General features: G+C 67.3%; 19 protein-coding genes. 8 read left to right on the forward strand and 11 right to left on the reverse strand.

Features of this window, described 5'->3' with window-relative positions; translation table 11 throughout:
- Positions 1-5: 5 nt before the first annotated feature.
- Entirely contained in the window at positions 6-836 is an 831-nt protein-coding gene (locus tag RMO01_RS04545) for a transporter (protein ID WP_309627855.1), read from the forward strand.
- A 1-nt stretch (position 837) separates the two neighbouring features.
- Here RMO01_RS04545 and RMO01_RS04550 read toward each other — a convergent pair whose 3' ends face one another.
- Genes RMO01_RS04550 through RMO01_RS04560 form a run of 3 tightly spaced genes read right to left on the reverse strand, consistent with a single transcriptional unit; the run spans position 838 to position 2809 of the window.
- Entirely contained in the window at positions 838-2037 is a 1200-nt protein-coding gene (locus RMO01_RS04550) for a DUF1343 domain-containing protein (RefSeq protein ID WP_309627856.1), read from the reverse strand.
- Positions 2034-2543, reverse strand: coding sequence for a DOMON-like domain-containing protein (locus RMO01_RS04555; RefSeq protein ID WP_309627857.1), 510 nt, complete (start codon positions 2541-2543; stop codon positions 2034-2036). The genes RMO01_RS04550 and RMO01_RS04555 overlap by 4 nt, the downstream gene beginning before the upstream one ends.
- Positions 2540-2809: a hypothetical protein gene (locus RMO01_RS04560; protein WP_309627858.1), complete on the reverse strand. Its 270-nt coding sequence runs from the start codon at positions 2807-2809 to the stop codon at positions 2540-2542. The genes RMO01_RS04555 and RMO01_RS04560 overlap by 4 nt, the downstream gene beginning before the upstream one ends.
- 72 nt (positions 2810-2881) lie before the next feature.
- On the opposite strand from RMO01_RS04560, the gene tyrS reads away from it, so the two are divergent.
- The 4 genes from tyrS to RMO01_RS04580 all read left to right on the forward strand — a co-directional run bounded on the left by tyrS (position 2882) and on the right by RMO01_RS04580 (position 6535).
- The gene (gene tyrS / locus RMO01_RS04565; protein ID WP_309627859.1) at positions 2882-4138 is read left to right on the forward strand and encodes a tyrosine--tRNA ligase; all 1257 of its coding nucleotides are present in this window, start codon (positions 2882-2884) and stop codon (positions 4136-4138) included.
- A gap of 5 nt (positions 4139-4143) precedes the next feature.
- On the forward strand, positions 4144-4599 hold the full coding sequence (locus tag RMO01_RS04570; protein ID WP_309627959.1) for a peroxiredoxin: 456 nt from the start codon (positions 4144-4146) through the stop codon (positions 4597-4599).
- A 198-nt stretch (positions 4600-4797) separates the two neighbouring features.
- Positions 4798-5949, forward strand: coding sequence for a peptidoglycan DD-metalloendopeptidase family protein (locus RMO01_RS04575; RefSeq protein WP_309627860.1), 1152 nt, complete (start codon positions 4798-4800; stop codon positions 5947-5949).
- A complete protein-coding gene (locus RMO01_RS04580) occupies positions 5939-6535 on the forward strand; it encodes a polymer-forming cytoskeletal protein (RefSeq protein WP_309627861.1) in 597 nt (198 codons plus the stop codon). Before RMO01_RS04575 ends, RMO01_RS04580 begins: the two co-directional genes overlap by 11 nt.
- Before the next feature lie 87 nt (positions 6536-6622).
- Here RMO01_RS04580 and prfB read toward each other — a convergent pair.
- The 4 genes from prfB to RMO01_RS04600 form a co-directional block, all read right to left on the reverse strand.
- A protein-coding gene (prfB, locus tag RMO01_RS04585) for a peptide chain release factor 2 (RefSeq protein ID WP_309627862.1) occupies positions 6623-7745 on the reverse strand; the annotation gives its coding sequence in 2 pieces (ribosomal slippage) (positions 6623-7675 and positions 7677-7745; 1122 coding nt in all).
- 128 nt (positions 7746-7873) lie between these two features.
- Complete coding sequence (locus tag RMO01_RS04590; RefSeq protein WP_409013043.1) at positions 7874-10300, reverse strand: penicillin-binding protein 1A; 2427 nt, start codon at positions 10298-10300, stop codon at positions 7874-7876.
- Positions 10301-10355: 55 nt separating this feature from the next.
- Positions 10356-11060, reverse strand: coding sequence for an exonuclease domain-containing protein (locus RMO01_RS04595; protein ID WP_309627863.1), 705 nt, complete (start codon positions 11058-11060; stop codon positions 10356-10358).
- A gap of 65 nt (positions 11061-11125) precedes the next feature.
- On the reverse strand, positions 11126-12352 hold the full coding sequence (locus RMO01_RS04600) for an N-acetylmuramoyl-L-alanine amidase (protein ID WP_309627864.1): 1227 nt from the start codon (positions 12350-12352) through the stop codon (positions 11126-11128).
- Between the two features lie 520 nt (positions 12353-12872).
- Here RMO01_RS04600 and RMO01_RS04605 point away from each other — a divergent pair.
- From RMO01_RS04605 to RMO01_RS04615, 3 genes are read left to right on the forward strand one after another with little or no spacing between them, the layout of a single operon-like run.
- Entirely contained in the window at positions 12873-15560 is a 2688-nt protein-coding gene (locus RMO01_RS04605; protein ID WP_309627865.1) for an Rne/Rng family ribonuclease, read from the forward strand.
- Between the two features lie 56 nt (positions 15561-15616).
- A complete protein-coding gene (locus tag RMO01_RS04610; RefSeq protein WP_309627866.1) occupies positions 15617-17041 on the forward strand; it encodes a M48 family metalloprotease in 1425 nt (474 codons plus the stop codon).
- A 21-nt stretch (positions 17042-17062) separates the two neighbouring features.
- Entirely contained in the window at positions 17063-17863 is an 801-nt protein-coding gene (locus RMO01_RS04615) for a thioredoxin domain-containing protein (protein WP_309627867.1), read from the forward strand.
- Between the two features lie 302 nt (positions 17864-18165).
- Here RMO01_RS04615 and RMO01_RS04620 read toward each other — a convergent pair whose 3' ends face one another.
- From RMO01_RS04620 to RMO01_RS04635, 4 genes are all read right to left on the reverse strand, one after another.
- Positions 18166-20193, reverse strand: a complete 2028-nt coding sequence (locus tag RMO01_RS04620) for an ATP-binding protein (RefSeq protein WP_309627868.1) — start codon at positions 20191-20193, stop codon at positions 18166-18168.
- Positions 20194-20389: 196 nt separating this feature from the next.
- Positions 20390-21262 carry a BLUF domain-containing protein gene (locus tag RMO01_RS04625; protein ID WP_309627869.1) on the reverse strand — a complete coding sequence of 291 codons (873 nt, stop codon included), beginning with the start codon at positions 21260-21262 and terminating at the stop codon, positions 20390-20392.
- A 413-nt stretch (positions 21263-21675) separates the two neighbouring features.
- Positions 21676-23385 carry a hypothetical protein gene (locus RMO01_RS04630; protein ID WP_309627870.1) on the reverse strand — a complete coding sequence of 570 codons (1710 nt, stop codon included), beginning with the start codon at positions 23383-23385 and terminating at the stop codon, positions 21676-21678.
- A 69-nt stretch (positions 23386-23454) separates the two neighbouring features.
- Entirely contained in the window at positions 23455-23955 is a 501-nt protein-coding gene (locus RMO01_RS04635; protein ID WP_309627871.1) for a DUF3224 domain-containing protein, read from the reverse strand.
- Positions 23956-24002: the final 47 nt, after the last annotated feature.

Genomic DNA, 24002 nt, shown 5'->3' on the forward strand with positions numbered 1-24002 from the left:
ACGTGATGATCCGCAAGATGACCTTCGGCGCGTTCGCGCTTGCTGCCGCATGCGTCGCGGCCATGCCCGCAGCAGCCCAAAGGGTTCCGGACGCGGATCTGCGCGACTTCTGCGCCGACCGGCCCGGCAAGGGCACGCCGACCTGCATTCTTGATGTCGGCCGCTGGCAGGCGGAGGTCGGCCTGATCGACGGCGCACGCCAGACCGACAGCGCCTCGAGAGCCGAAAGCCGGGCCTATGGCGACCTGTTTCTCCGTTACGGCCTGACGCCGCTGACCGAGATCCAGTTCGGCATCACGTCCTGGACGACCGAGAAGGTCACGGACCGCTCGACGGGCGTCAGCGAGACGGTCGATGGCGTCAGCGACATCCAGATCGGCTTCCGCCACTCGCTCGCCAATCCCGACGGGTCGGGCGTGTCGGTCGCCCTGGCCGGTTTCATCACAGCCCCGACCGGATCGCGCGACGTGCGTGGCGACGGCTTCGAGGGCGGGATCGTCCTGCCGATCTCCCTGCCGCTGAACGACGACTGGGGCCTGTCGCTGTCGCCCGAGATCGACATCGTGGCCGATAGCGACGGCGACGGCCGCCACGCCGCCTATACGATGGTCGCGGGCGTCGGGCGCGGCGTCGGCCAGTGGGCCCTGGGCGCCGAGGTCTGGGTTAGCCATGACGACGATCCGATCGAGGCGACGACCCAGTCGACCTTCGACCTGACCGCAGTCTGGACTCCGCCGTCGATGCCGAACGCCCAGGTCGATTTCGGCCTCAACTTCGGCCTCAACGACGACAGCCCGGATGTAGAGTTCGGCATGGGCGTCGCCCGGAGGTTCTAGGTCAGTAGATCAGGAACGGCTTGCGCGTCTCGATCCAGGCCGCCTCATCCGGCTCCGCGATCGCATCCAGATCGGCCGCCGTCGCGCTCGCGTCGTCGACCCATTCCCGCAAGCTCGGCCCGCCGTTGATCACATCGATCGGCAGCTTCCCGAAGGCGTATTCATACGGGAAGTCCCGCCACAGGCCGTAGTCCGGATACAGCCGCCGGATCGCCTTGAACCCAAGCGCCTGGACCCGCCAGGGCCGGAAGGCGGCGTGGTCGTAGTGCGGCCCCTCGACGTGGATCTGAACTCCGCTACACAGCTGGCCGACGTGTTTGTGGAAGGTCGGTTCGAACCACATGTCGCGCAGCACGCAGCCCTTCACCCACTCGGGCGCGAAGGCCTTCATCTCGGCGATCACGGCGCGGGCGTCGATGTCGGGGGCCCCGAACAGCTCCAGCGGCCGGGTCGTGCCCCTGCCCTCCGACAAGGTCGCGCCCTCGACCATCACCGTGCCGGGATAGGCGCGCGCCATCGACAGGTTCGGGGCATTGGGGCTGGGGTTGATCCAGGCGCGTTGACCCAACGGCCAGCCGTAGCCCGGCCCGGCCTCGGGGTTATAGCCCTGCATCTCGATGACACGATAGGCGACGTTCAGTTTGAAGTGATCGATGAACCAGTGGCCCAGTTCGCCCAGGGTCATGCCGTGGCGCATCGGCATGGGACCCGCGCCGACGAAGCTCTCCCAGCCCGCGACGAGGGTCGTGCCCTCCACCGGCCGTCCGGCGGGGTTGGGCCGGTCCAGCACCCAGACCTCCTTGCCGTGCTCGGCGGCGGCCTCCAGCACGTACAGCAGGGTCGTGATGAAGGTGTAGATGCGGCAGCCCAGGTCCTGCAGGTCGATCAGCACCACGTCGAACGTGCTCATCATCTGGCCGGTCGGGCGACGCACCTCGCCATACAGGCTAAAGACGGGGAAGCCGTGGACCGGGTCGGTCTCGTCCGGGCTCTCCATCATGTTGTCCTGCAGATCGCCCTTCATCCCGTGCTGGGGCCCGAAGGCGGCGCTGATCCGCACGCCGGAGGCGATCAGGGCGTCGATCGAATGCGTCAGGTCGGCCGTCACCGAGGCCGGATGCGCCACCAGCGCCACCCGCCGCCCCTTCAGCGCGGCCTGCAGATCGGGCTCGGAGAGAACGCGGTCGATGCCGAATTTCATGGCAGGTCCAGAACGAAGGAATCGGGATGATGGAAGTCAGGCTTATCGGACGGATGGGCCAGCGCCCAATATGTCTTCGCCCCGTCGGTCTGTTCGATCACCGCCGACAAGGCCAGCCGGCCGTCGGCGTCGTGCGGCAATTCCATTCGCGCCGTCAGTCGAAAACCGCGGTCGTCTCGCTCCGTTGAGAGCGTCGGCGCTCCGATATCAGCCTCGGCCATGCCTTGCCGATAGCTGCCGAAACGATAGGCCGCCCATTGTCCCGACGGAGACAGATTGAATTCATAGTATCCTTCGCCGGCGTGCACGAAGACCTCAAGGCAGGTGGTGCGCCAGAGCCCGTCGGTGCGCTGCGGGGATGCAGGATCAGGCACGTTCACGCGATGAAGATCGCCATCCACCCGGAAGCTGACGTGCAACCCCGACGGCGTGGATATGACATCGGCCGTAATCGCCGACACCACGCCGCGACCCTGCCCGAACGCCGTCAAGGTTTGGCGGGTCACGACACCAGCCTCCATGGCAGACCGGACATCTGGAGCGCCATCCAGCACAGCGTGACGAAACAGGCTGCCAAGGGTCGGCGCCGGGACCACAGACTCCACGCCGCCGTCACGCCGGTGACGGGAACCAGGACAGCCGCCCCGGCAAGGCGCCAAGTGTAGGACGAGCTGTCGGCGATCAATTCCCACAACAGGGGCAGATTGGCACCCACCAGCCATGCGGCCAGCAGGGACGATGCGATCAGGAAGGCTAGCTGTATCCAGCGCATGTGGGGTTCCGAGGCTGACTCGCCGGGCAGCCAAGTGCTACACGCCCCATCTTCCCGTACAAAGCCGATCCCATGACCGACCCCCTCTTCCAGTCCGACTTCCTGCAGACGCTTCAGGCGCGCGGATACATCCATCAGATCACCCATCCGGCCGAGCTGGATGCGGCGGCCAAGGCCGGGGTCGTCTCCGGCTACATCGGTTTCGACGCCACGGCGCCCAGCCTGCACGTCGGCAGCCTGATCCAGATCATGATGCTGCGTCGGCTCCAGCAGGCCGGCGGCCGGCCCGTCGTCATCATGGGCGGCGGCACCACCAAGGTCGGCGACCCGACCGGCAAGGACGCCTCGCGCCCGCAACTGACCGACGAGACGATCCAGTCGAACATCGCCTCCATCAGGACCGTGTTCGAGAAATTCCTGACCTTCGGCGACGGCCCGACCGACGCGATCATGATCGACAACGATCAATGGCTGTCGAAATACGGCTACATCGAATTCCTGCGCGACTACGGCACCCATTTCACGGTCAACCGGATGCTGGCCTTCGACTCGGTCAAGCTGCGGCTCGAGCGCGAGCAGCCGATGACCTTCCTCGAGTTCAACTACATGCTGATGCAGTCGGTGGACTTCCTTGAGCTGAACCGCCGCCAGAATGTGACGCTGCAGATGGGCGGCTCGGACCAGTGGGGCAACATCGTCTCGGGCGTCGATCTGGTGCGTCGCGTGGACCAGAAGGCCGCCTTCGGCCTGACCACGCCGCTTCTGACGACGGCCTCGGGCGGCAAGATGGGCAAGACGGCGCAAGGCGCGATCTGGCTGAACGCCGAACAGCTGAGCCCCTACGACTACTGGCAGTTCTGGAGGAACGCCGAGGACGCGGACGTGGGGCGCTTCATGCGCCTGTTCACCGACATGCCGCTGGACGAGATCGCCCGGTTCGAGGCGCTGGAAGGCGCCGCGATCAACGACGCCAAGAAGGCGCTGGCCGACGCGGCCACGACATTGCTGCATGGCGCAGAGGCCGCGGCCTCGGCCCGCGCGGCGGCGGAAGGCGCGTTCGAACAGGGCACGCTGTCGACCGATCTGCCGACTGTTGAACTGCCTTCGGGCGAGGTGATCGGCGCCATGCTGGCCGCCGTCGCCACCCGAGCAGGCCTGACCGCGTCCAACGGCGAGGCGCGTCGCCTGGCCCAGGGCGGGGGCCTGCGGCTGAACGACGAGGCGATCGCCGACGGTGCGCGCCTGATCGAGGCGTCCGACGTCAATGCGGACGGGGTCATCAAACTGGCGGCGGGCAAGAAGAAGCTCCTGCTCGTGCGGCCGGTCTGATGGCCATGACCGAAATCATCGAAGGCTCCAAAGCCCCCGCATTCGACATCCCCGCCGACGGCGGCGGTCGCGCGACCCTCGCCGGCCCCACGGTCGTCTTCTTCTATCCGAAGGCCGACACGCCCGGCTGTACCAACGAGGCCATCGACTTCTCGGCCCAGATCGACGCCTTCAACGCGGCGGGGATCCAGGTGATCGGCATCTCGCGCGACCCGGTGAAAAAGCTCGACCGATTCAAGGCCAAACACGACCTCAAGGTCGTTCTTGGCTCCGACGAGGCCGAAACCGTCACCGAGGCCTACGGGGTCTGGGTCGAGAAGACCCTCTACGGCCGCCAGTATATGGGCGTCGAACGGGCCACATTCCTGATCGACGGCGCCGGTCTGGTCCGCAAGGTCTGGCGTCAGGTCCGGGTCAAGGGGCACGCCGAGGCCGTACTCGCGGCCGCGAAAGAGGTTTGATCCGACGACGGACGGGTCGGGGAAGACTAGCCTGCCTTCTCGACAGTCTATCGGAATACGCTCTGCACGCGAATCTAGGCCTGAATAGATTCGTTTTGACCGCCTGAGACGGGCAACGTGGTTAACATTGCGTGAACGGTATTGCCGTCTCGCAACAGTTCACGGATAACGCTTCCCGGTACGTGGGGGCGTGTTCGAATGCATGAAGAACAGGGAGTGGTCCGGCCCTCTTTGGTCGAGCGATGGTTTCCGGAGCGGCATGTCTATCTGCGCTCGAACGGAGACGACATCCGCGGCTATGTGCTGACCAGCGGCAAGCAGATGATGATGGCGAGCGTGGCCATCGCCGCCGCCGCCTGGACTTTGGTCGCCTCGGGCGGCTTCATCTTCGACATGGTCGCTCGCAGCCAGGCGGATTCCGAGGTCGTCAAGGCACGCGCCGCCTCCGAACGCCTGAACGCCGATCTGCAGGCCCGCCTCGAAACCGCCGTCGTCCGCATGTCGGCCACGACCGGAGGCCTCGACGAGATGGCCCGGATGGTCGAGCGACGCCACGCGGCCCTGACGAACGTCATGGGCATGTTCCGCGGCGTCGACGGCGCGGAGGCCGCCCTGACCCCCTCCCCGGCCCTGAGCGCCACCGAAGCTCGCCCCGTCCAGCGTATCGTCGCAGTCCGTATGGACCAGGAGCGGCTGATCGAACGGGCCGGCGACTTCGCCCAGACCCGCGCTGAGCGGCTGCGCCTCGCCTTCCGCCTCGCGGGTCTAAACCCCGCCGCCTACGGCGTCGCCTCCGGATCCGCCCTCGGCGGTCCACTGGTCGAAGCCCGCGACCCCCAGGCCCTAGCTGCCATTCTCGACGTGGACGAGCCTTTCGCGGTCCGTATCCGTCACGCCGCCGACAACCTGTCGGAAATGCGCAATCTCTCGGACGCCGCCGAACACCTGCCGTTCGACCGCCCGACCCAGGCCCGCACCACCTCGGGTTTCGGTGTCCGTTTCGACCCGTTCAACGGCCGCCCGGCGGTTCATCAGGGCCAGGACTTCGCCGCGCCCCTGAACACGCCGATCTTCGCCACCGCTCCTGGAATCGTGTCTTTCGCCGGTGTTCGTTCAGGGTATGGCAACACCGTTGAGATAGACCATGGTCGCGGTTTCAAGACCCGCTTCGCCCATCTGAACGCCATGGCCGTCCAGCCCGGCCAGCGCATCGCGCTGGGCCAGCGGATCGGCGCCATGGGCACGACAGGACGCTCCACCGGCGTTCACCTGCACTATGAAGTGTGGATGGATGGCCGACCCCAGAACCCCGCCCGCTTCTTCCGAGCAGGAGACCAGATTGTTCAATAAAACCAAATCCCCCGCCCCCGCCGCGCAGGACCGTTCGTCGAACGCGCCGCCGATCCCGCCGCTGCCGGATCTGCCGTCGCCCGGCATGAACCGCTCGGCTGCTCCGGCTCCGGCTCCGTCGCCGATCGCCTCTTCGCGCGGCCTGTCGACCCTGTCGTCGGACCTGCAGTTCGAAGGCAATGTCTCGGGCGCCGGCGACCTCCAGGTCGACGGCTCGGTCAAGGGCGACGTCCGCGTCGGCCGGCTGATCGTCGGCGAGACCGGCGCCATCGAAGGCAACGTCACCGCTGATTATCTTGAGGTTCGTGGCCGGATCGTCGGCGCTGTGACCGGCAAACAGGTCAAGCTGGTCTCGACCGCCTACGTCGACGGCGACATCACGGCCGAGCAGCTGTCGATCGACATTGGGGCCTATTTCCAGGGCCGCGTCCTGCAGAGCCGCCGCGAGGCGCCTGCACCCGTCGCCCCGGCTCCGCGTCCGGCCGCTCCGACCCCGGCCGCCGACCTCGCGGCCCCCGTCGCTCCGGTCATGGCCGCGCCTCCGGTCGAGGACAAGCCGCAGATTATCGACCTGAAATCGGTGTGACCAAACTCGCCAGGATTTGACCAGGGCGAAAGCCAAGGTCACCAGAATGACCAGGGGCGGCTCGATCACGAGCCGCCCTTTCTGTTTCTAGTCGACGGTGGAGCCGCGCGTCTCGCCGACCCGCTGGGCCAGGGCCGCGCCCATGAAGGCGTCCAGATCGCCGTCGAGCACGCCCTGGGTGTCCGAGGTCTCGACCTCGGTCCGCAGATCCTTGACCATCTGATAGGGCTGCAGGACGTAGCTGCGGATCTGGTGACCCCAGCCAATGTCGGTCTTGGCGTCCGCCATGGCTTGCGCCGCCGCCTCGCGCCGCTGCAGCTCAAGTTCGTACAGACGACCGCGCAGCATCTTCCAGGCCTGTTCGCGGTTCTGGTGCTGGGATCGCCCGGCCTGACAGGCCACGACCGTATTGGTCGGAATGTGGGTCAGGCGGACGGCGGAATCGGTCTTGTTGATGTGCTGGCCGCCCGAGCCCGAGGCGCGATAGGTGTCGGTGCGGACGTCTGACGGATTGATGTCGATCTCGATCGTGTCGTCCACGACCGGCGAGACGCCGACCGAGGCGAACGAGGTGTGCCGCTTGGCCGCCGCATCATAGGGGCTGATACGCACCAGGCGGTGCACGCCCGATTCCGACTTGAGCCAGCCATAGGCGTTCGGTCCCGTGACCAGGATGGTCGCCGACTTGATGCCGGCCTGGTCGCCGTCTTCCGACGCCTCGATCTCGACCTCATAGCCGTGCGCCTTGGCCCAGCGTGAATACATGCGCAGCAGCATCCCGGCCCAGTCGCAGCTCTCGGTGCCGCCGGCGCCGGAGTTCACTTCCAGATAGGCGTCGTTGCCATCGGCCTCACCGGACAGCAGGGCTTCCAGCTCGGCGCGGGCGGCGCGATCCTTGATGGCCTTCAGCTGGGCGCGGGCTTCGTCGAGCGTCGCCTCGTCGCCCTCTTCCTCGGCCATTTCGGACAGCATGACGCCGTCCTCAAGCTCGCGCTCCATGGCCTTGACGGTGTTGATCTGCGCTTCAAGCCTGGAGCGTTCCCGGCTCACGGCCTGGGCCTCGTCGGGCTTGTCCCAGAGTGTCGGGTCCTCGACCCGGGCGTTCAGCTCATCAAGCTTTCGGTTGGCGACATCCCAGTCAAAGACGCCTCCTGAGCAGAGCGACGCTCTGCTCGATGTCGGCCTTCATGGCCTCGACATCCGGTCTCATATGCAAATCCTTACGGTGCGAAGGCGCGGAGATAGAGCGCGCCGGTCGGTAGGGGAAGGGCTTTCAGTGATTGGTGGCTCTTGACCGGTGACGGGATGTCCGGCCACCCGTCACCAACCACCAGCCACCTAGAACAGTCCGTCCAGGTCCGCCGCCGGTTCCTGCTTGGGCGCAGGCGGCGTGGACGGCGGGGGCGCGGAGGGTCCGGACGTGATCCCGGCGGCCGCTTCCTGCTCGCGACGAATGACTTCGTTATAGTTCTGCGGACCTTGCGGCACGGCAGGCCCGGTATCGCGGCGCTCTTCCTCGCGCCGACGCTCGGTGCCGGGGCGGAAGGCTTCCTCGAACCCGTTCACGGTGCGGAAGATGGCGCCGCGCGGACGCACGAACGGACGCGCCGGACGCTCGCGCAGGGCGTCCTCCATGAAGTCGACGAAGATCGGCACGGCCGCCGAGGCGCCCGCCTCCCCGGAACCGAGCGACCGGTTGTCGTCGAAGCCGATATAGACGCCGACCACGATGTCGGTGGTGAAGCCCACGAACCAGGCCGAGCGGTACTCGTTGGTCGTGCCGGTCTTGCCGCCGACCCAGCGGCCCAGGCCGCGGGCGCTGGCGGCCGTGCCGCGCTGGATCACGCCTTCGAGCATCGACGAGATCTGATAGGCGGTGATCGGATCGATCACCTGGGTCCCGCGCGCCTCAAGGAAGGGCGATGCCTGGCCGGAGAAGGCGCGTCCGCAGTCGCGGCAACGACGCTGGTCGGCGCGGTAGATGGTCTCGCCGTCCCGGTCCTGGACGTATTCGATCAGGTACGGGTCGACCCGGCGCCCGCCGTTGACGAAGGCGGCATAGGCGGCGGTCAGGTGATAGGCCGTGACCTCTCCCGCCCCCAGAGACACCGACAGGTTGGGTTGCAGGTTGTCGGCCACGCCCATTCGTTCGGACAGTTCGACCACCCGCTCCATGCCGATGGTGTTGGCCAGCCTCACGGTCATGACGTTCCGCGACAGCTCCAGACCGCGACGCAGGGTCGAGGGGCCGTAGTAGCGGCGGCTGTAGTTCTCGGGCGTCCAACGCTGCCCGTTGGCCCCGCCGGCGAAGCTGATCGGCCCGTCGACCACGATCGAGGCCGGGGTGAAGTCGCCTTCCAGTGCGGCGGCATAGACGAAGGGCTTGAACGACGAGCCCGGCTGACGCCGCGCCTGGGTCGCACGGTTGAAGCTCGACAGGGCGTAGGAATAGCCGCCGACCATCGCCAAGACACGTCCCGACTGCGGTTCGATGGCGACCATGGCGCCGTTGACGGCCGGAACCTGTTTCAGGGCGAACTGGCCATTGCGCGGCTCGACGAAGATCAGGTCACCGCGCTTCAGCGGGCGGTTGGCGTTGGCCCAAGCGGCGTCCGCGACGATCAGGCTGCCGGTCGTATCGTCTCGCGCGGTGCGGATCTGGACGGTATTGCCCGACACGCTCTCGACGGCGGCGGCGCGCCACTCGCGGCGTTCCGGCGGCGCGGTCTGGCGCAGGGCCACGGCCTGCCAGCCCGGAGCGAAATCGGTCGTGCCCCATGCGCCGCGCCAGCCGTGACGACGGTCATAGTTCTCGAGCCCGCGCATCAGGGCGTCCCGCGCCGCGGTCTGCAACGACGGATCCAGGGTGGTGCGCATATAGAAGCCGCCGGCGTTCAGCTGGGAGCCGAACTCAGGGTTGGCCGCCGCCTGACGGCGCGCTTCCTCGACGAAGAAGTCGGCATCCTGGTATTCGGCGCGCCGCGGTGCGGCCCGGGTGGTCAGGGGACGCGCGACCGCCTCCTGATATTGCGCCTGGGTGATGAACTGGTTCTGCGCCATCTCGCCCAGCACCCAGTCGCGACGGCCCTTGGCCGCCTCGGGGTGGCGTTTCGGATGGTAGTTGTTCGGCCCCTTAGGCAGGGCCGCGAGGAAGGCCGCCTCATCCGGCGTCAGCTGCGCCAGCGACTTGCCGAAATAGTTGTAGGCGGCCGAAGCCACGCCGTAGGACCGGTAGCCCAGGAAGATCTCGTTCAGATACAGTTCGAGAATCTGCTCCTTGGACAGGGTCGCTTCCAGCCGGCTGGACAGGATCGCTTCCTTCAGCTTGCGGCCGATGGTCGACTCATTGGTCAGCAGCACGTTCTTGGCGACCTGCTGGGTGATGGTCGAACCGCCTTCCAGCCTGCGCCCCGTGGCGAAGTTGAAGACGTTCTTGAACATGGCGCGGCCTAGGCCCGAGACGTCGATGCCGCCGTGCTGGAAGAAGTTGCGGTCCTCGGCGGCCAGGAAGGCCTGCACGACCGGCGTCGGGATCTGCTCGTAGGGCACATAGATGCGCCGCTCGTCCGAGAACTCGCCGATCAGCGTCCCGTCGCCGGCATAGACCCGCGTCGCGGTCGCCGGCCGGTAGTCGGCCAGCTCGGACGCATCAGGAAGGTCATGGAACAGCCAGGCGGCATAGACCGCCACGATCAGCCCTGCGAGCGCGATCGCGCCCAAAAGGCCGATGCCCGCCATCACGAACCACCGTTCGGCAACCTTCACCAAGACTTCTCCGACTACGCGCTCGGCCCGATGTAGCCCGCGCCGCCAAGCGGGGCTAGCTGACTTTTCGCCGTTCGAGTTCGGCGCGCGCCGCCGCCACGGCGTCCGCGTCCATATCCGTCTGGGCCGCCATCCAGTGCAGATAGTCGGCCGGAACAACGGACCAGGGCTTCCGGCGATGTTTGCCGAAGGGAACGACCGACAGCTCGCGCGGCGCCCGCGTCCAGTCCAGCATCTCGTCGACCGAATGCGCCTGCAGCAGATCCATCAGGATATGGGCGGTGACCCAGGCGTCGGGTCCGGCCCGGTGCGCCGGATCGGCGAGGGCCGGGTCCAGCCGGAAGCCGCGCCAGTACCTCAGCACCTGGTTCGAATGCCCCGGCGCCTCGGGCCAGGCCTGTTTCGACGACCGCACCGTGCAGATCCACGGCAGGCCGCCGTGCGCCGTATCGGCGATGAAGCTCCGTTCGAACCGCGCGGCGTGGGCGACCATGACATCGGCGGGCCCCAGTTCGGCGAACAGGGCGCGCAGGGCGTATTCGTCGCAATGCGGATCGGCGTCGCAGAAATGCTCGGGCGTCAGATGGTGGACGGCCATGGCATGGACCGAAATCTCGCCCCTCGGCCGGAACAGTTTCGACACCGGCGGCCGGGCGCTCCAGCCCTCCCCATCCTGCACGACATCGACGATTCCGACCTCGATGATTTCAGAGGTCCGGTCCCCGCCGGTGGTTTCGAGATCGATGACCCGCAGTCGCATCCGGCCGATGTAGGCGATCGGCGCGCGATTGCACGGCCCGGGACGTCAGCTTCGGACGCAGGGTCTCAGGGCTGGCCGCCGGAAACGCCGTTGGAGGCGACCTGAAGCAAGGGAGACGGCTCGCGGAAATACCGGTCGATCCCTTCTGCCACGGCCCTGACCAGCCGGCGGCGTTGCGCGGTGTCGCCCAGGGCCCGCTCGTCGTCCGGATTGGTGATGAACCCCATCTCGAGCAGCACGGCCGGCACGTCGGGGGCCAGCAGCACGGCCAGACCGGCGTCGCGGTGGCTGCGGCGCAGCAGCGGATGGTCCGCCGCCTCCAGATGAGTGAGCAGGACACGCGCGAACTGGGCAGACCGGTTCTGGGTCGCGCGCTGGGTCATGTCGAGCAGGATACGGTCCACCGACGGGTCGCGCCCGGGCAGATGCAGGTCGCGGTGCCAGTCGTCGCTGCGGGTGACCTCGCGGACCGCCCGCGTCGCACCCTGTTCGGACAGGGTATAGACGGACGCCCCGCGCGTGGCCGGATCCGCGCCCGCGTCGGCGTGCAGCGAGATGAACAGATCCGCGTCCGCCTGGCGCGCGATGCGCACGCGGCGATACAGGTCGACATAGGCATCGGTCTCGCGGGTCAGCATCACGCGATAGCGACCGGTCCGGTTCAGTTCGTCACGCAGCGCCAACGCAGCGGCCAGGGTGACCTCGCTCTCGCTGCGATGCGCGCCCTGGGCTCCGGGATCGCGGCCGCCGTGACCGGCGTCGATCACGATCAGCGGGCGCTCGGTACGGCGCTGTTCGGGACGCGGCGCCTGGCCCCCGGTCGCGGGAAGGGGCGCCGAGCCAGTGGCGGCGATATCGATGACATAGCGATAGTGGGGCACCCCGTCGCCAGGCGGCAGCAGGAAGCGGCGTTCGATCCGCGCCGTCCGGGCCAGCCCCAGTTGCACGCGCGACGCCGTGCCCGACGCGCTGACACGCCAGTCGCGGACCAGACCCGAGCCCGCGCCGTCCACGCCGCGACCGGCGCCGACCCCGGCGAGCGTCAGGACGACGGAGCCGCGATCCCCGCTCTCGATCACTTCCCCGCGAGCCGAGCGGTCCAGATCGATGACGATCCGCGTCCGCTGCACATCTCCGCCGAAGCGCACGCCGCGCACGTCGCCGGTCGCACCGGCGGCCAGGCCGCGCGTGCTGACCAGCAGCACGACACCCAGCACCAGCAAGGCGAGCGCCGTCATGGCCCACTCTCGCGGGCCCCAGCCGGACAGGTTGAAATACTTGCGACCGGTCATTCTGACGGCGGACCCACCTTCTTTGTTGGGTCCTTCCTGACAGACGGCGGTTTGGATTGGGTTAAGCGGCGGCGTTTTCCGGCCCGCGTCCGCCTAAAGCGGAGCGCCGCCTTTCCATTCGCGTGCGGCATGCCTATGCTTGCATCCGTCCGCGAACGATCGCGCCGCCGCTTTGTCGGATCGGCGCGGCCCCGGCGCGGCGCTGACTTCCCGCCTTCGCGGATCGTGCGAACCCTGTCTCTGACTGAAGTCTGTGGCGGGCCCATCGATCGAAAAAGCCGGGCTTATCCGAACCGGATCTTGCGACGCCATCGGCGCGTGCGGGTCCAGGACCGACCAGAACCCATGGGCATTTCCGCCTGTCTCTCCCGTGAACCGACAGCCCGCTTCGGGCCGGTCGCAGTCGTCTTCGGCCATCGCCGCGACGACGGGATGACGCACGCGTCCGCCCCTTACCCCGTTCGGCGAGCCGCCACGGCCTATTCAGGCCCCGGCAGAGCGCGCCAGAGAGATACTTTCAATGTCAAAGACGATGCTTATCGATGCAGCGCACGCGGAAGAAACCCGCGTCGCTATCGTGGACGGCCGCCAGGTTGAGGAATTCGACTTCGAGTCGAAAACCAAACGCCAGCTTCGCGGCAATATCTACCTCGCCAAGGTCACCCGCGTAGAGCCCAGCCTTCAGGCCGCCTTCGTCGAGTACGGCGGCAACCGCCACGGCTTCCTGGCCTTCAACGAAATCCACCCCGACTATTACCAGATCCCGGCCGCCGACCGCGACGCGATCATGGCCGAGGCCCATTCGGCCGAGGACGATCACGACGACGAGCACGCCCGTGACTCCGACGACGGCGATTCCGAAGGCGGCATGGCCGAAGAGGAACGCCTGAAGCGTCGCCTGATGCGCCGCTACAAGATCCAGGACGTCATCAAGCGTCGCCAGATCCTGCTGATCCAGGTCGTCAAGGACGAGCGCGGCGGCAAGGGCGCGGCCCTGACCACCTGGCTGTCGCTGGCCGGCCGCTACTGCGTCCTGATGCCCAACACCGGCAAGGGCGGCGGCATTTCCCGCAAGATCACCCAGGCCTCCGACCGCAAGCGCCTGAAGGCCGCTGCGGCCGCCCTGGACGTGCCGCGCGGCATGGGCCTGATCATCCGCACGGCCGGCGCCAAGCGCACCAAGGCCGAGATCAAGCGCGACTATGAATACCTGCTGCGCCTGTGGGAGACGATCCGCGAGACCACCCTCGCCTCCCACGCCCCCTCTCTGATCTACGAGGAAGAGAACCTGGTCCGCCGCGCCGTGCGCGATATGTTCGACAAGGATTTCGACGGCATCCAGGTCGAGGGCGTCGAGGGCTTCAAGGAGGCGCGCGACTTCATGCGGGTGCTGATGCCCTCGCAGGCCAAGAAGGTGCATCTGTATCAGGGCTCCCGGCCCCTGTTCGCGGCCAACGGCATCGAGGAGCTGCTGACGCAGATCCACCAACCGATCGTGCCGCTGAAGTCCGGCGGCTATCTGGTGATCAACCAGACCGAGGCCCTGGTCGCCATCGACGTCAACTCGGGTCGCGCGACCAAGGAACGCAACGTCGAGGCCACGGCCTTCAAGACCAACTGCGAGGCCGCCGTCGAGGCCGCCCGCCAGCTGCGCCTGCGCGACCTCGCCGGCCTGGTGGTCATCGACTTCATCGACATGGACGAGTCCAAGAACAACCGGACCGTCGAACGCATCCTCAAGGATGAGCTGAGCCACGACCGGGCCCGCATCCAGATGGGCCGCATCTCCGGCTTCGGCCTGATGGAGATCAGCCGCCAGCGTCGCCGTCTGGGCGTGCTGGAAGGCGCCACCGAGGTCTGTCCGCACTGCCAGGGCGCCGGACGCGTGCGTTCCGCAGAGAGCGCAGCGTTGATGGTGCTCCGGGCCGTGGACATCGAGGCCGGCAAGAATGGCGCGGGTTCGATCAACCTGAAGGTCTCCTCGGCCGTCGCCCTCTACATCCTGAACCACAAGCGGGACTATCTGCAGCGCCTGCTGGAGCGTCGCGGCCTGGCTGTGATCATCCAGATCGACGACCGCATGGGTCAGGGCGAGAGCGCCATCGAGCGCACCGAGACCAATGAGGACTTCGTCGCGCCGGAAGCCGGCGTCACCCTGGCCGATCTCGAAGACGACTTCGACGACAACGCCTGGCAGGACGAAGACGACAACGACGACGAGGACGACGTCATCGCCGGGGACGACGACGAGGACGCCCTGGACCGCGAGGATTCCGACGACGACGAGCCGCGCGAACGCGCAGAACGGGCAGAGCGTTCGGACGGCGACCGGGGTCGCGGCCGGGGCCGTCGCCGTCGCGGCGGTCGTCGCGACGAGGAGGCCGCACCCGTGGCCGCCGACGCCGAGGTCGAGGGTCTGTCCGCCGATGACGATGACAGCGAGGCCGGTCGCCGCCGTCGTCGGGGTCGCCGTGGCGGACGTCGCATCCGCGAGGACGGGGACACCGCAGGCGCCGGCGGCGGTACGGGCTCCTTCTTCTGGGTCCGGGGCCGCACGCCGTCGCTGGACGATCCCTATGTCTGGTTCGACCCGATCAACCCCGCCCCGCGCGCCGAACGTCCGGCCGCACCCGCGCGTGACACGGCCGAGGCCGCCCGCGACGTCGAGGAAATCATCGGCGAACGTCCCGAGGGCGAACTGGCCGGGGATCGCGAAGGCGGTCGCTCGCGTCGCCGCCGTCGCGGCCGGGGTCGCGGCGAACGCGCCACGCCGCACGATCTGAAGGTCGAGGGTCGCGCCACCAACGAGGGCATGCCCGCCGACGGCGACCCCGAGGCCCCGATGGCCGTGATCCTTCCGGAAGACGCCTCTGACGCTGTCGCTCCGGAGATCGCGCCCGAGCCCCAGCGCCGTCGCGTCCGTCGCAAGACGGCCGCCTCGGCGGTCGAGGCCGAAATGGTCTCCACCGAGCCGGTCGAGGCTGTCGCCCCGCCGCTGGAGCCCGAAATCGCCTTCGTCGAGGCGGAACCGGCTCCCGTCGTCGAGGCTGAAGTCGAGCCGGCGCCGGTCGATCCTGCGACACTGGTCGTGGCCGAGGACGTCGCTCCGCCGGCGCCCGAGGCCGACCTGTCCGCGATCATCGCCGCCGATCCGAACCAGATCACCGCCCCGCCCGCCAAGCCGAAACGCGGATGGTGGCGTCTGTGACGAACCGCGCCTAGATTAGGGCCATGTGGCGGGGGCGCCGTTCGAAGGAGTTCGCCATGATCCGGCCGACCCGCGTCGCGTCCTCCGTCCTCGGGTGGGTCGCCGCGTCCGCCGCCGTCCTCGTGATGGCGGCGGCCGGCCCCGCCTCCGCCCAGTCGACGATCCGTGACACCGAGGTCGAGGGCATCATCCGCGAATGGTCGGACCCGGTCTTCACGGCCATGGGTCTGGAACCGTCCGAGGTCGAGGTTCTTCTGATCAACGATCCGGAGCTGAACGCCTTCGCCACACGCGGGCGGATCATGGGCATCAACACCGGCACCATCCTTCGCTCCGAATCGCCCGGCGAGCTGCTGGGCGTGATCGCCCACGAAGGCGGTCACATCAAGAACCGCCACACCCTGCGCGACGGGGCCCAGGCCGCCGGCATGCAGCCCTTCCTCATGTCCATGGCCCTGGGCGCCCTGGCCATCGCGGCGGGCGAGCCCGGCGCCGGCATGGCCCTGGTGGGGTCCGGCCAGTATTTCGGCACCCTCGGCGCCCTGCGCTACATGCAGAGTCAGGAGGGCGAGGCCGACCTGACCGCCGCCCGGGCCCTTGAGGCCGCCGGACAGTCCGGCCGCGGCCTCGTCGAATTCTTCGAGAACATGCGGGCCCAGGAAGTCTTCTCCGACGCCCGTCGTTACCCCTATTTCCGCAGCCACCCCCTGTCCGGCCAACGCATCGAGGCCCTGCGCCGCCCGGTCGAGGCGGCATCCCACTACAATGTCGTCGACAGCCCCGAACGCCTCGCCCAGTTGCATCTGATCCAGGCCAAGATCCGCGCCTTCACCGACCCTCCGACCCAGACCCTGCGCACCTATCTGGACAACGACACCTCCCTGCCGGCCCGTTATGCCCGCGCCATCGCCTGGTACAGGGACGGACAAACGTCCAGAGCGCTGGATGCTGTCGACGTCCTGATCGCCGCCGACGTCGAAAACCCCTACCTGTGGGAGCTCAAGGGCCAGATCCTGTTCGAGGAAGGCCGCCCGCGCGAGGCCATCGACGCCCACCGCGAGTCGATCCGGCTCAAGCCCGATGCCCCCCTGCTGCGCATCAACCTGGCCCACGCCCTGATCGAGACCAACGACAGCGCCAACCTCGAGGAGGCCGTCGACGAGCTGAAGCGCGCCGTGGCCCGCGAGGACGACAACACCCTGGCCTGGCGTCTGCTGGGTCAGGCCTATGCCTCCCAGGGCAAGGAGGGCGAGGCGCGTCTGGCCTCGGCCGAATACTATTTCGCGGCCGGCGGCGAGGAACAGGCCACCCAGTTCGCCCTGCGCGCCCGCGACATGCTGCCGCGCGGTTCGAACGAGTGGCGGCGCGCGATGGACATCGTCCTGGCGTCCGGCGCCACGATGGACGACATCGACGACCTCGACCGTCGTCAGCAGCAACGCCGCGACCGCCAGACCGTCGTCGCCCCTCCGGGCGCCTGATCGCCTTCTTTCGAGACCTGAATGACCGACGAAGCCCCTGCCCCGTCTTCGGACGAAAAGTCGACCGCACGCGATCCCCTGGCCTGGTTCGCCGGTGGCCGGGGCGGCGCCCTCGCCGTCGCGGTGTCGGTCGTCGCCCTGGGCCTGTCCGCCGCCCCCTACCTGACCGGCGGTGATTTCGGCGGCAAGGTGCGCGCCTATCTGCTCGCCAACCCCGGTGTGCTCGACGAGGCCGTGCAGGCGCGTCAGCTGGCCGAGGAAGGCAACCGGGTCGACACCATCAACGCCGCCGTCGCCGCCAACGCCGCCCTGATGGCCCCCGACCCGCGCGATCCGGCCTTCGGCCCCGACGATGCGAAGGTCACGGTGGTGGAATTCTTCGACTACCGCTGCCCGGGCTGCAAGGCAGTGTCGGAGGACTATCTGGCCCTGATCCGCGCCAATCCCGACGTCCGCTTCGTCTTCAAGGAGTGGCCCATCCTCGACCGGGGCGACGACACCAGCTCCAACTACGCCGCCCGCGCCGCCCTGGCCGCCCACCGCCAGGGCAGATACCTCGCCGTCCACCAGGCCCTGATGGCCGAGAACGGCCTGACCCGCGAGAGCGTGGACCGCATCCTCGCCGCCAACGGCGTCGACATGGCGCAGGCCGCCGCCGTCATCGCCGACACGGGCACCGACCGCCTTCTGGCCGACATCCACACGACCGGCGCCACCCTCGGCCTCGTCGGCACCCCGACCTTCCTGATCAACGGCAAGACCACGGCCAGCATCAATCCGCAGGAGGTCGCTGCAGCGATCGAGGCGGCGAAGGCGGGGTAGCGGGGGCGAGGGACTGGGGATCAGACCGGCTTCGGACGGCAAAGGTTCGGGTTGCGAGGCCGTAACCGATCGGCGGCAAGACTGAACAGTGTCTGCGCCGGAAGCATGGCATTCATTCCGGGCGATGGCTCGAAAATCTGCAGCGGGGCCGGGACGGAGTAACGCCGATCTTCCCGACCGGCCTACTCAGGCTGGAGATGAACCTACGGCGCACGAGCCCCCGGCGAAATCCGCCGACTGATGAGCGATTTACGCCGCCCCCCGGAGCCTTTGCGGAGGTGAGTACAGACATATGCGTGACATCAGCCCTTCAAAATCGGTCCCGACGGGACTTCGGTCACTGAGCCAACCGCCAGCACCCGACCAATCAGGGCCTGGGCGCTGATAGGCTTTGTCAGGAAGTCGTCAGCTCCTGCTTCCTCAGCAATTCCCTTAAACTGAGGCAGGGCGTTCGCCGTCAGCATACAGATACGCGCGCGGTCCAATCCCTCGTCCCGCTCCCTCTCCCTGATGCGCCGAATGGCCTCCAGCCCGTCCATTACCGGCATCTGCATGTCCATGAGGATGAGGTCGAATGACCCTGCGGCGGCCTCGGCCACGGCGAGTTCCCCGTTCTCGACGCTGAGCAGGTCGACCCCCAATGGTTCCAGCATGAACTCGACCACGCGCCGGTTCGCCGGATGGTCCTCTGCCAGCAGAATACGCAAGCGCCTCTCGGCCGATGCGACCACGAAAGTCGCGCCCTGCTCCGGTGATGCAGATACCATTCCGGCAAGAGCCAACGGCACCTCGAAGATGAAGGTCGCGCCCTCGCCGGGTCGGGATTCAACCCGGATCGTTCCGCCCATCAGTTCGACGAGGACCTTGCAGATGGACAGACCCAGTCCGGTGCCCCCGAACCGACGAGTGATCGAACCGTCCGCCTGTTCAAACCGGTTGAACAGGCGAACCTTCGCAGCATTGTCGAATCCGATGCCCGTGTCCTCCACAGCAAACCGGACCCCCGGGGAGCCAACGATTTCGACCACCTCCAACGTCAGCTTCACATGGCCGGCGTCGGTAAATTTCACTGCATTGCTGAGCAGATTGTTCAGCACCTGGCGCAGCCGCTTCTCATCCCCCATGAAGCGCGCACAGGCTTCCCCGGGCAGGTCCAGTTCGAAGGCGAGCCCCTTGGACATGGCGCTCGCACCGAAGAGCGCGCTCACACTTCGCACCATGGTCTCAAGATCGAACGGTTGGTGCTGGATATCCATGCGGCCGGCTTCAATTTGAGCGAGGTCGAGGATATCGGTGAGCAAGGCTTCAAGGGCGCGGGCGGAGGTGGCGATCAGTTCCACCATCTCCTTTTTTCTGGGCTCGGCGGTGTCGATGGCGAGGGATTCAGCCACCCCCAGAATGCCATTGAGCGGCGTCCGGAGCTCGTGGCTCATATTGGCGAGAAACTCTGACTTCGCCCGGTTGGCCTGCTCGGCATGCTCTCGGGCTTCGATCAGACGGGCCTCAATCTGGTGCCGTTCGGTCAAATCACGCACGATGATCGTGAACAGCGTTTCGCCCCCCGCGACGATCCGGGCAAGGGAGGCCTTGATCGGGATTTCGACGCCATCCTTCCGTAGTCCGTGGACAGGCGCGCGCTGCGCCATCTGCAGACTGTCACGCTGCCCCGCGGAGAAACGGGCGACGAGTTCGCCATGGTTGGCGCGAAAGCGTTCGGGCATTAGCCATTCAATGGATTCCCCGACTATTTCGTGGGCTGCATAGCCGAACACCGCCTCGGCCCCCGCACTGAAGATGACGACCCGTCCCTCCTGGCTGGCAACGATTATCGCTTCCGGCGATATCTGGAACATTCCTGTAAGCATGTCCTGATTGCGCGTGGCCGATCTCTCGACGGCTCGCGAGCGGGTCACATCCTGGACAATTCCGCGCATGCGAAGTGGACCGCCCGCCCGATCACGCTCGACTTCGCCGGACTCGTGGACGAAGCGGATTTCACCGTCGGGCCGAAGGATCCGATAGTCGAGTTCATAGGCAGCGCTGTCTTCGGCAGCGCGTCTGACGGTCTCCTCCACCGTCCCTCGGTCGTCGGGGTGAATACGGTCGAGGAAAGTGGAATAGCTGGCTCCGAAGGCATCTACCGGCAGGCCGAACAGGCTGAAAACCTCGTCGGACCAGCGCAACTCGCCCGTGGAGATATTCCATTCCCAGCTTCCCAGCTGGGCCACAGCCTGCGCCCGATTCAGGTGCCACAGGAGCTCGTCAGGACTTAAGGAGAGGCCGGGTCGGATAGCATCGGGAAGCGGAGCCTCGGCATTCGATCTATCCACTTCAACATCCGCACCCGATTGGTCCTGACCGTCACGCCTGAGGTGATTTGCAGACGCAGCAAACCTGCTGCGAGCGACGGGGGGGCCTGTTGAGTGACGCAGGCGCCGGAGCCTTGAACCGGCGGATCGATTCATGCGCCGCCAAGGGCGCCGCTTTGCACTCAGGGTTCAATCAAGCGCGTAGTGCGGCGGATTGTCACAGCGCCGGAGCCCCATGATCAGATTGGCAGGCGACGGACGCGCCGCTGGCACAGGTATGATCAAGGCAGGCGCCCGCCAGCGGGCAGGGACAGCGCGAGTGCAAGTACTTCCTGGGAGACGAGTCCTTCAGGTCCCGCATAATGCTGAGCAGTCCCAGCGCCGAGGACGGGGACAGGCTTTCGGGATGAAAGCCATCCCTGAGCGCTGGTTCGTTCTCGACCGTTTCGGCATCTGACTGGAACAGGCCGCAGCAGACGCCCCAGTCCGGGAAGTATCGCGTTTGCGCTGACTGGTCGCTGATGATCGACAGGGACGCAGGGCGAAGATCGCACGAGATCGCCCCATAGACCTGCCGGACGTTGTCCTTGGGGCCTTCAAGGACGCTGAGGAACTGTCCGTTAAGTGCGACGAGGATTCCCGTGACATGCAGGGTGGCCTTTCTCCGCCCGCCCGAAACCTCGACCTGTTCGAGAAGTTCGTGGAGCGGACGCGGGCTCTCCGGATTGGCTGTGCTGTAGTATATCAGCCGATGGCATCCGACGTCGGCGCCAGTCTGATCCGTCTTCCGGAGCGACCCGGGTGGGCGGATCGCGCCGGGAGCCGCCAGGGAAAACGACCCCGGCGCGAGGCAGACGCCCAGGCCGCCGCCCTCGCAACTTTCAAACGCCACTCCCATGGTTGAAAAGGCTTCGAACAGCGCGCGAAGCGTCCGGCTGTTGGCGTCCACGCGCCCCCGGATCCGCTCCAGTCGCTTGATGGTCTCCAGGCTGAGGCCGCAGCGCCGTGCCAGGTCAGACTGATCTATACGAGCGAGGGCGCGCCCTGCCCTGATCTGCTCGCCCGTGAGCGTCGACAAACTGAAATGCATTAAGCCCGGATCCAATTACGCTTTGAGTGCAATTTTTCCTACCGAAAGATTAACTGCCAACGCAGAATTGGATACTTGATCGCATGAGAGTTACTATCTCGATTGACCGATGGACCTAACCTTCCAGTAAATACACAATCTCTGGCACTATTTACCGAAATTTGCGCTGTCAACGGCCTCATCTATTCCATCGAGTCTGATCCTGGTTCTCATCCGCTTCGGCCGTTTTGTCAGGGCATGTTTCGTCCGGACGAATGAAAGAAAGCCCCCCTCGTGCACCCCCGGGGAAGGGCGAGCCAAGAGAGCGAACTTGATCGGGCGGAAGACGCCCGGCATCGAATCCCTGCTTCCTCGCTCTGTGATCTGGATCCCGGCCTGCGCCGGGATGAACGGAGAGAAGTAGACAGCCGAGCCTAGGCCAGCTTCAGGCTCATCTCGCCACCGATCCACTCGACCCGCGCTTTCTCCCGTGCGGTCCCGGCGGCGGCGGTGTTGCCCAGGGCCGCCTCGGCCTCGGCGAGGACGAAATAGCTGTAGGGGTCCATCGGCCAGTCGGTCAGCAGTTCCTCGATCTTCGCCTTGGCCCCGGCCGCGTCGCCGTTGGCCAGCATGGCGGCGGCCAGACTGCGCCGGGTCGGATACCAGATGATCGGCGGGTCACCGCCCTCCTCCTCCATGCCCTGGATCTCGGCGGCCCGGGTGAAGGCGGCCACGGCGGCGGAGGCGTTGCCCTCCAGCATGGCCGCACGCCCTTCCAGCACCCGTTGGGAGACCTCGACGAACAGTTTCATGTCGTCGGCCTGGTCACCCGTGAGGGAGTCGCCCTCGCGGATCGCCTTGATGGCCTCGGCCTCGGCCCGCACGGTCGCCGCGTTCCCGGCCCGGGCCGCCGCCTCGCCCCGCCCGTAGTGCCAGCTGGCGCGTAGCAAGGGCTTGCCCTCGGGCGGTTCGGCCAGGGCCGCGACCTGGGCCGGTGAGCCGAACCGGCCGAAGATCGCATAGGCGTCGTTGGCCATCAGCTGACGCCACTGGTTCTCCGCCGGGATGTCGGGCCAGGTGGCCAGGAAACCCTCGGCCAGCTTCAGCCCCTCCTCCGCCCCGCCGGCCATCAGGGCGCCGCCCATGCCGAAATGGATGTTGTGGGCGTGCAGCGGCATGCCCGTGATCCCGCCCGGAGGCGCGGCCAGCTCGTCGTAGCGCTTGTCGAGCGCCACGGCCTCGACATTGGACCTCATCGCGTCCCGATAGCGGCCGACCCGATAGAAGGTGTGCGACGGCATATGCACCAGATGGCTGGCCGAGGGCGCCAGCCGGGCCAGTTTCTCGCCATAGGGAATGGCCTTGTGCGGGTCGTCCGACCACTCGGTCAGGTGGATATAGAGGTGGATGGTTCCCGGATCGTCGGGCGCCCTGGTCAGCGAGGTCTCGAGGATCTCCATCGCCCGGCTGATGCCCCGGTCCTTGGGCGCGCCGTCTTCATCCCACCACTCGTCGGCCTGCAGCATCCAGGCGTCGGCCGTGATGGCGGCGATCAGCGGGCTGTCGGGGTTGCGGCGGGCGATCCGGTCCATGGCGCGGGCGAAGCGCACGCCCTGGCTCGCCCTGGCCCCCGAATAGCGCTGGATCAGGGCGTCGATCATCTGGCGCTGGAGCGCAGTGGCGCCTCCCGCCTCGCGCCGGGCCAGCTGAGCCAACCTCAAACCGGCCCGCAGGGAGTCGTCATCCGTGCCGCCGCCGTTGAGGTTGGGACCCGCCGCCCAGGCCTCGCCCCAGGCGCACAGGCCGCAGTCGGGATCGATGGCCCGTGCCCGGCGGAAGGCCCGGACCGATTCCTTGTGTTCGAACGCCCAGCGCAGCCGCACCCCGTGGTCGAACCAGGCCTGGGCCTCGGGATTTGTGGTGTCGACGGTCCAGCTCGCGACCTCGCCGAAGCCGGGCACCAGGACCATGGAGGCTTCCGGCGCCGCATCCAGCACCGACCCGACCCGGCCGCAGCCCCGGGGGTTCTGAAGCAGGGAGGCGCTGGCCTCCGCATCCGCCGTCGCCGAGGTCGCATCCGCGACGGCAGCCGGCCCCGCCAGACAGAGGGCCAGAGCGGTGAACGTCAGCAGCTTCAGTCGCATCGTCTTCCCCTCGATCCGAGGCGACGATCCTGCACCAGTCGAGGAGCGCTTCCAAGCGCCCCGATCGTCTCAGGGGTTGGGCAGGCTGTAGCCCAGGTCGTAGCGGTGCGCCCCGCCTTCGAGGATCAGGGCGAAGTCCCCGCTGATCCCCGCCAGATCGCCCGTCCCCGATCCTGGCACGACTGTGATCGACAGGGTGTAGCCCTCCGCGTTCATGTCGCCGCGATGGGCCAGCAGGAAGGCGCCCTGCCTGCCGTCTAGCGTGCCCACGAACCGCTCCAGCGCGATATAGGTCGCCTCCTCGGCCGAGACACCGCCGGCCAGCATCTGGCCGGTCGCGCTGCCGGTCATTCCGCCGCTGAAGGTCTTGGCGAGCGTGTAGCGGGACAGACCCAGCCCCGCCTCGACCACCTCCGGGTCGGCGGGCGTGACCGAGACCTCAAACGTTCCTGTGGCGTGATACACGACGGCCTCCTGGGCTTTGACACTTCCGGCGACCATGACCCCGAGCGCAATCAACAGGCCGAGCACCGCCACTGCGATATAGCCTCGGACTGTCAGGGTTCGCATCGGCCACTCCGGAACATTACAGGAACATCCTGTCTCCGGCGCGCTGT

Source organism: Brevundimonas sp. (genome assembly GCF_031412435.1).
Lineage (GTDB): Bacteria > Pseudomonadota > Alphaproteobacteria > Caulobacterales > Caulobacteraceae > Brevundimonas.

Bases quoted from the DNA above. Each gene is read 5' to 3' on its own strand.
- RMO01_RS04545 (WP_309627855.1), top strand. From the start codon at position 6: ATGATCCGCAAGATGACCTTCGGCGCGTTCGCGCTTGCTGCCGCATGC.
- RMO01_RS04550 (WP_309627856.1), bottom strand. From the start codon at position 2,037: ATGAAATTCGGCATCGACCGCGTTCTCTCCGAGCCCGATCTGCAGGCC.
- RMO01_RS04560 (WP_309627858.1), bottom strand. From the start codon at position 2,809: ATGCGCTGGATACAGCTAGCCTTCCTGATCGCATCGTCCCTGCTGGCC.
- tyrS (WP_309627859.1), top strand. From the start codon at position 2,882: ATGACCGACCCCCTCTTCCAGTCCGACTTCCTGCAGACGCTTCAGGCG.
- RMO01_RS04570 (WP_309627959.1), top strand. From the start codon at position 4,144: ATGACCGAAATCATCGAAGGCTCCAAAGCCCCCGCATTCGACATCCCC.
- RMO01_RS04575 (WP_309627860.1), top strand. From the start codon at position 4,798: ATGCATGAAGAACAGGGAGTGGTCCGGCCCTCTTTGGTCGAGCGATGG.
- RMO01_RS04595 (WP_309627863.1), bottom strand. From the start codon at position 11,060: ATGCGACTGCGGGTCATCGATCTCGAAACCACCGGCGGGGACCGGACC.
- RMO01_RS04600 (WP_309627864.1), bottom strand. From the start codon at position 12,352: ATGACCGGTCGCAAGTATTTCAACCTGTCCGGCTGGGGCCCGCGAGAG.
- RMO01_RS04605 (WP_309627865.1), top strand. From the start codon at position 12,873: ATGTCAAAGACGATGCTTATCGATGCAGCGCACGCGGAAGAAACCCGC.
- RMO01_RS04610 (WP_309627866.1), top strand. From the start codon at position 15,617: ATGATCCGGCCGACCCGCGTCGCGTCCTCCGTCCTCGGGTGGGTCGCC.
- RMO01_RS04615 (WP_309627867.1), top strand. From the start codon at position 17,063: ATGACCGACGAAGCCCCTGCCCCGTCTTCGGACGAAAAGTCGACCGCA.
- RMO01_RS04625 (WP_309627869.1), bottom strand. From the start codon at position 21,262: ATGCATTTCAGTTTGTCGACGCTCACGGGCGAGCAGATCAGGGCAGGG.
- RMO01_RS04630 (WP_309627870.1), bottom strand. From the start codon at position 23,385: ATGCGACTGAAGCTGCTGACGTTCACCGCTCTGGCCCTCTGTCTGGCG.
- RMO01_RS04635 (WP_309627871.1), bottom strand. From the start codon at position 23,955: ATGCGAACCCTGACAGTCCGAGGCTATATCGCAGTGGCGGTGCTCGGC.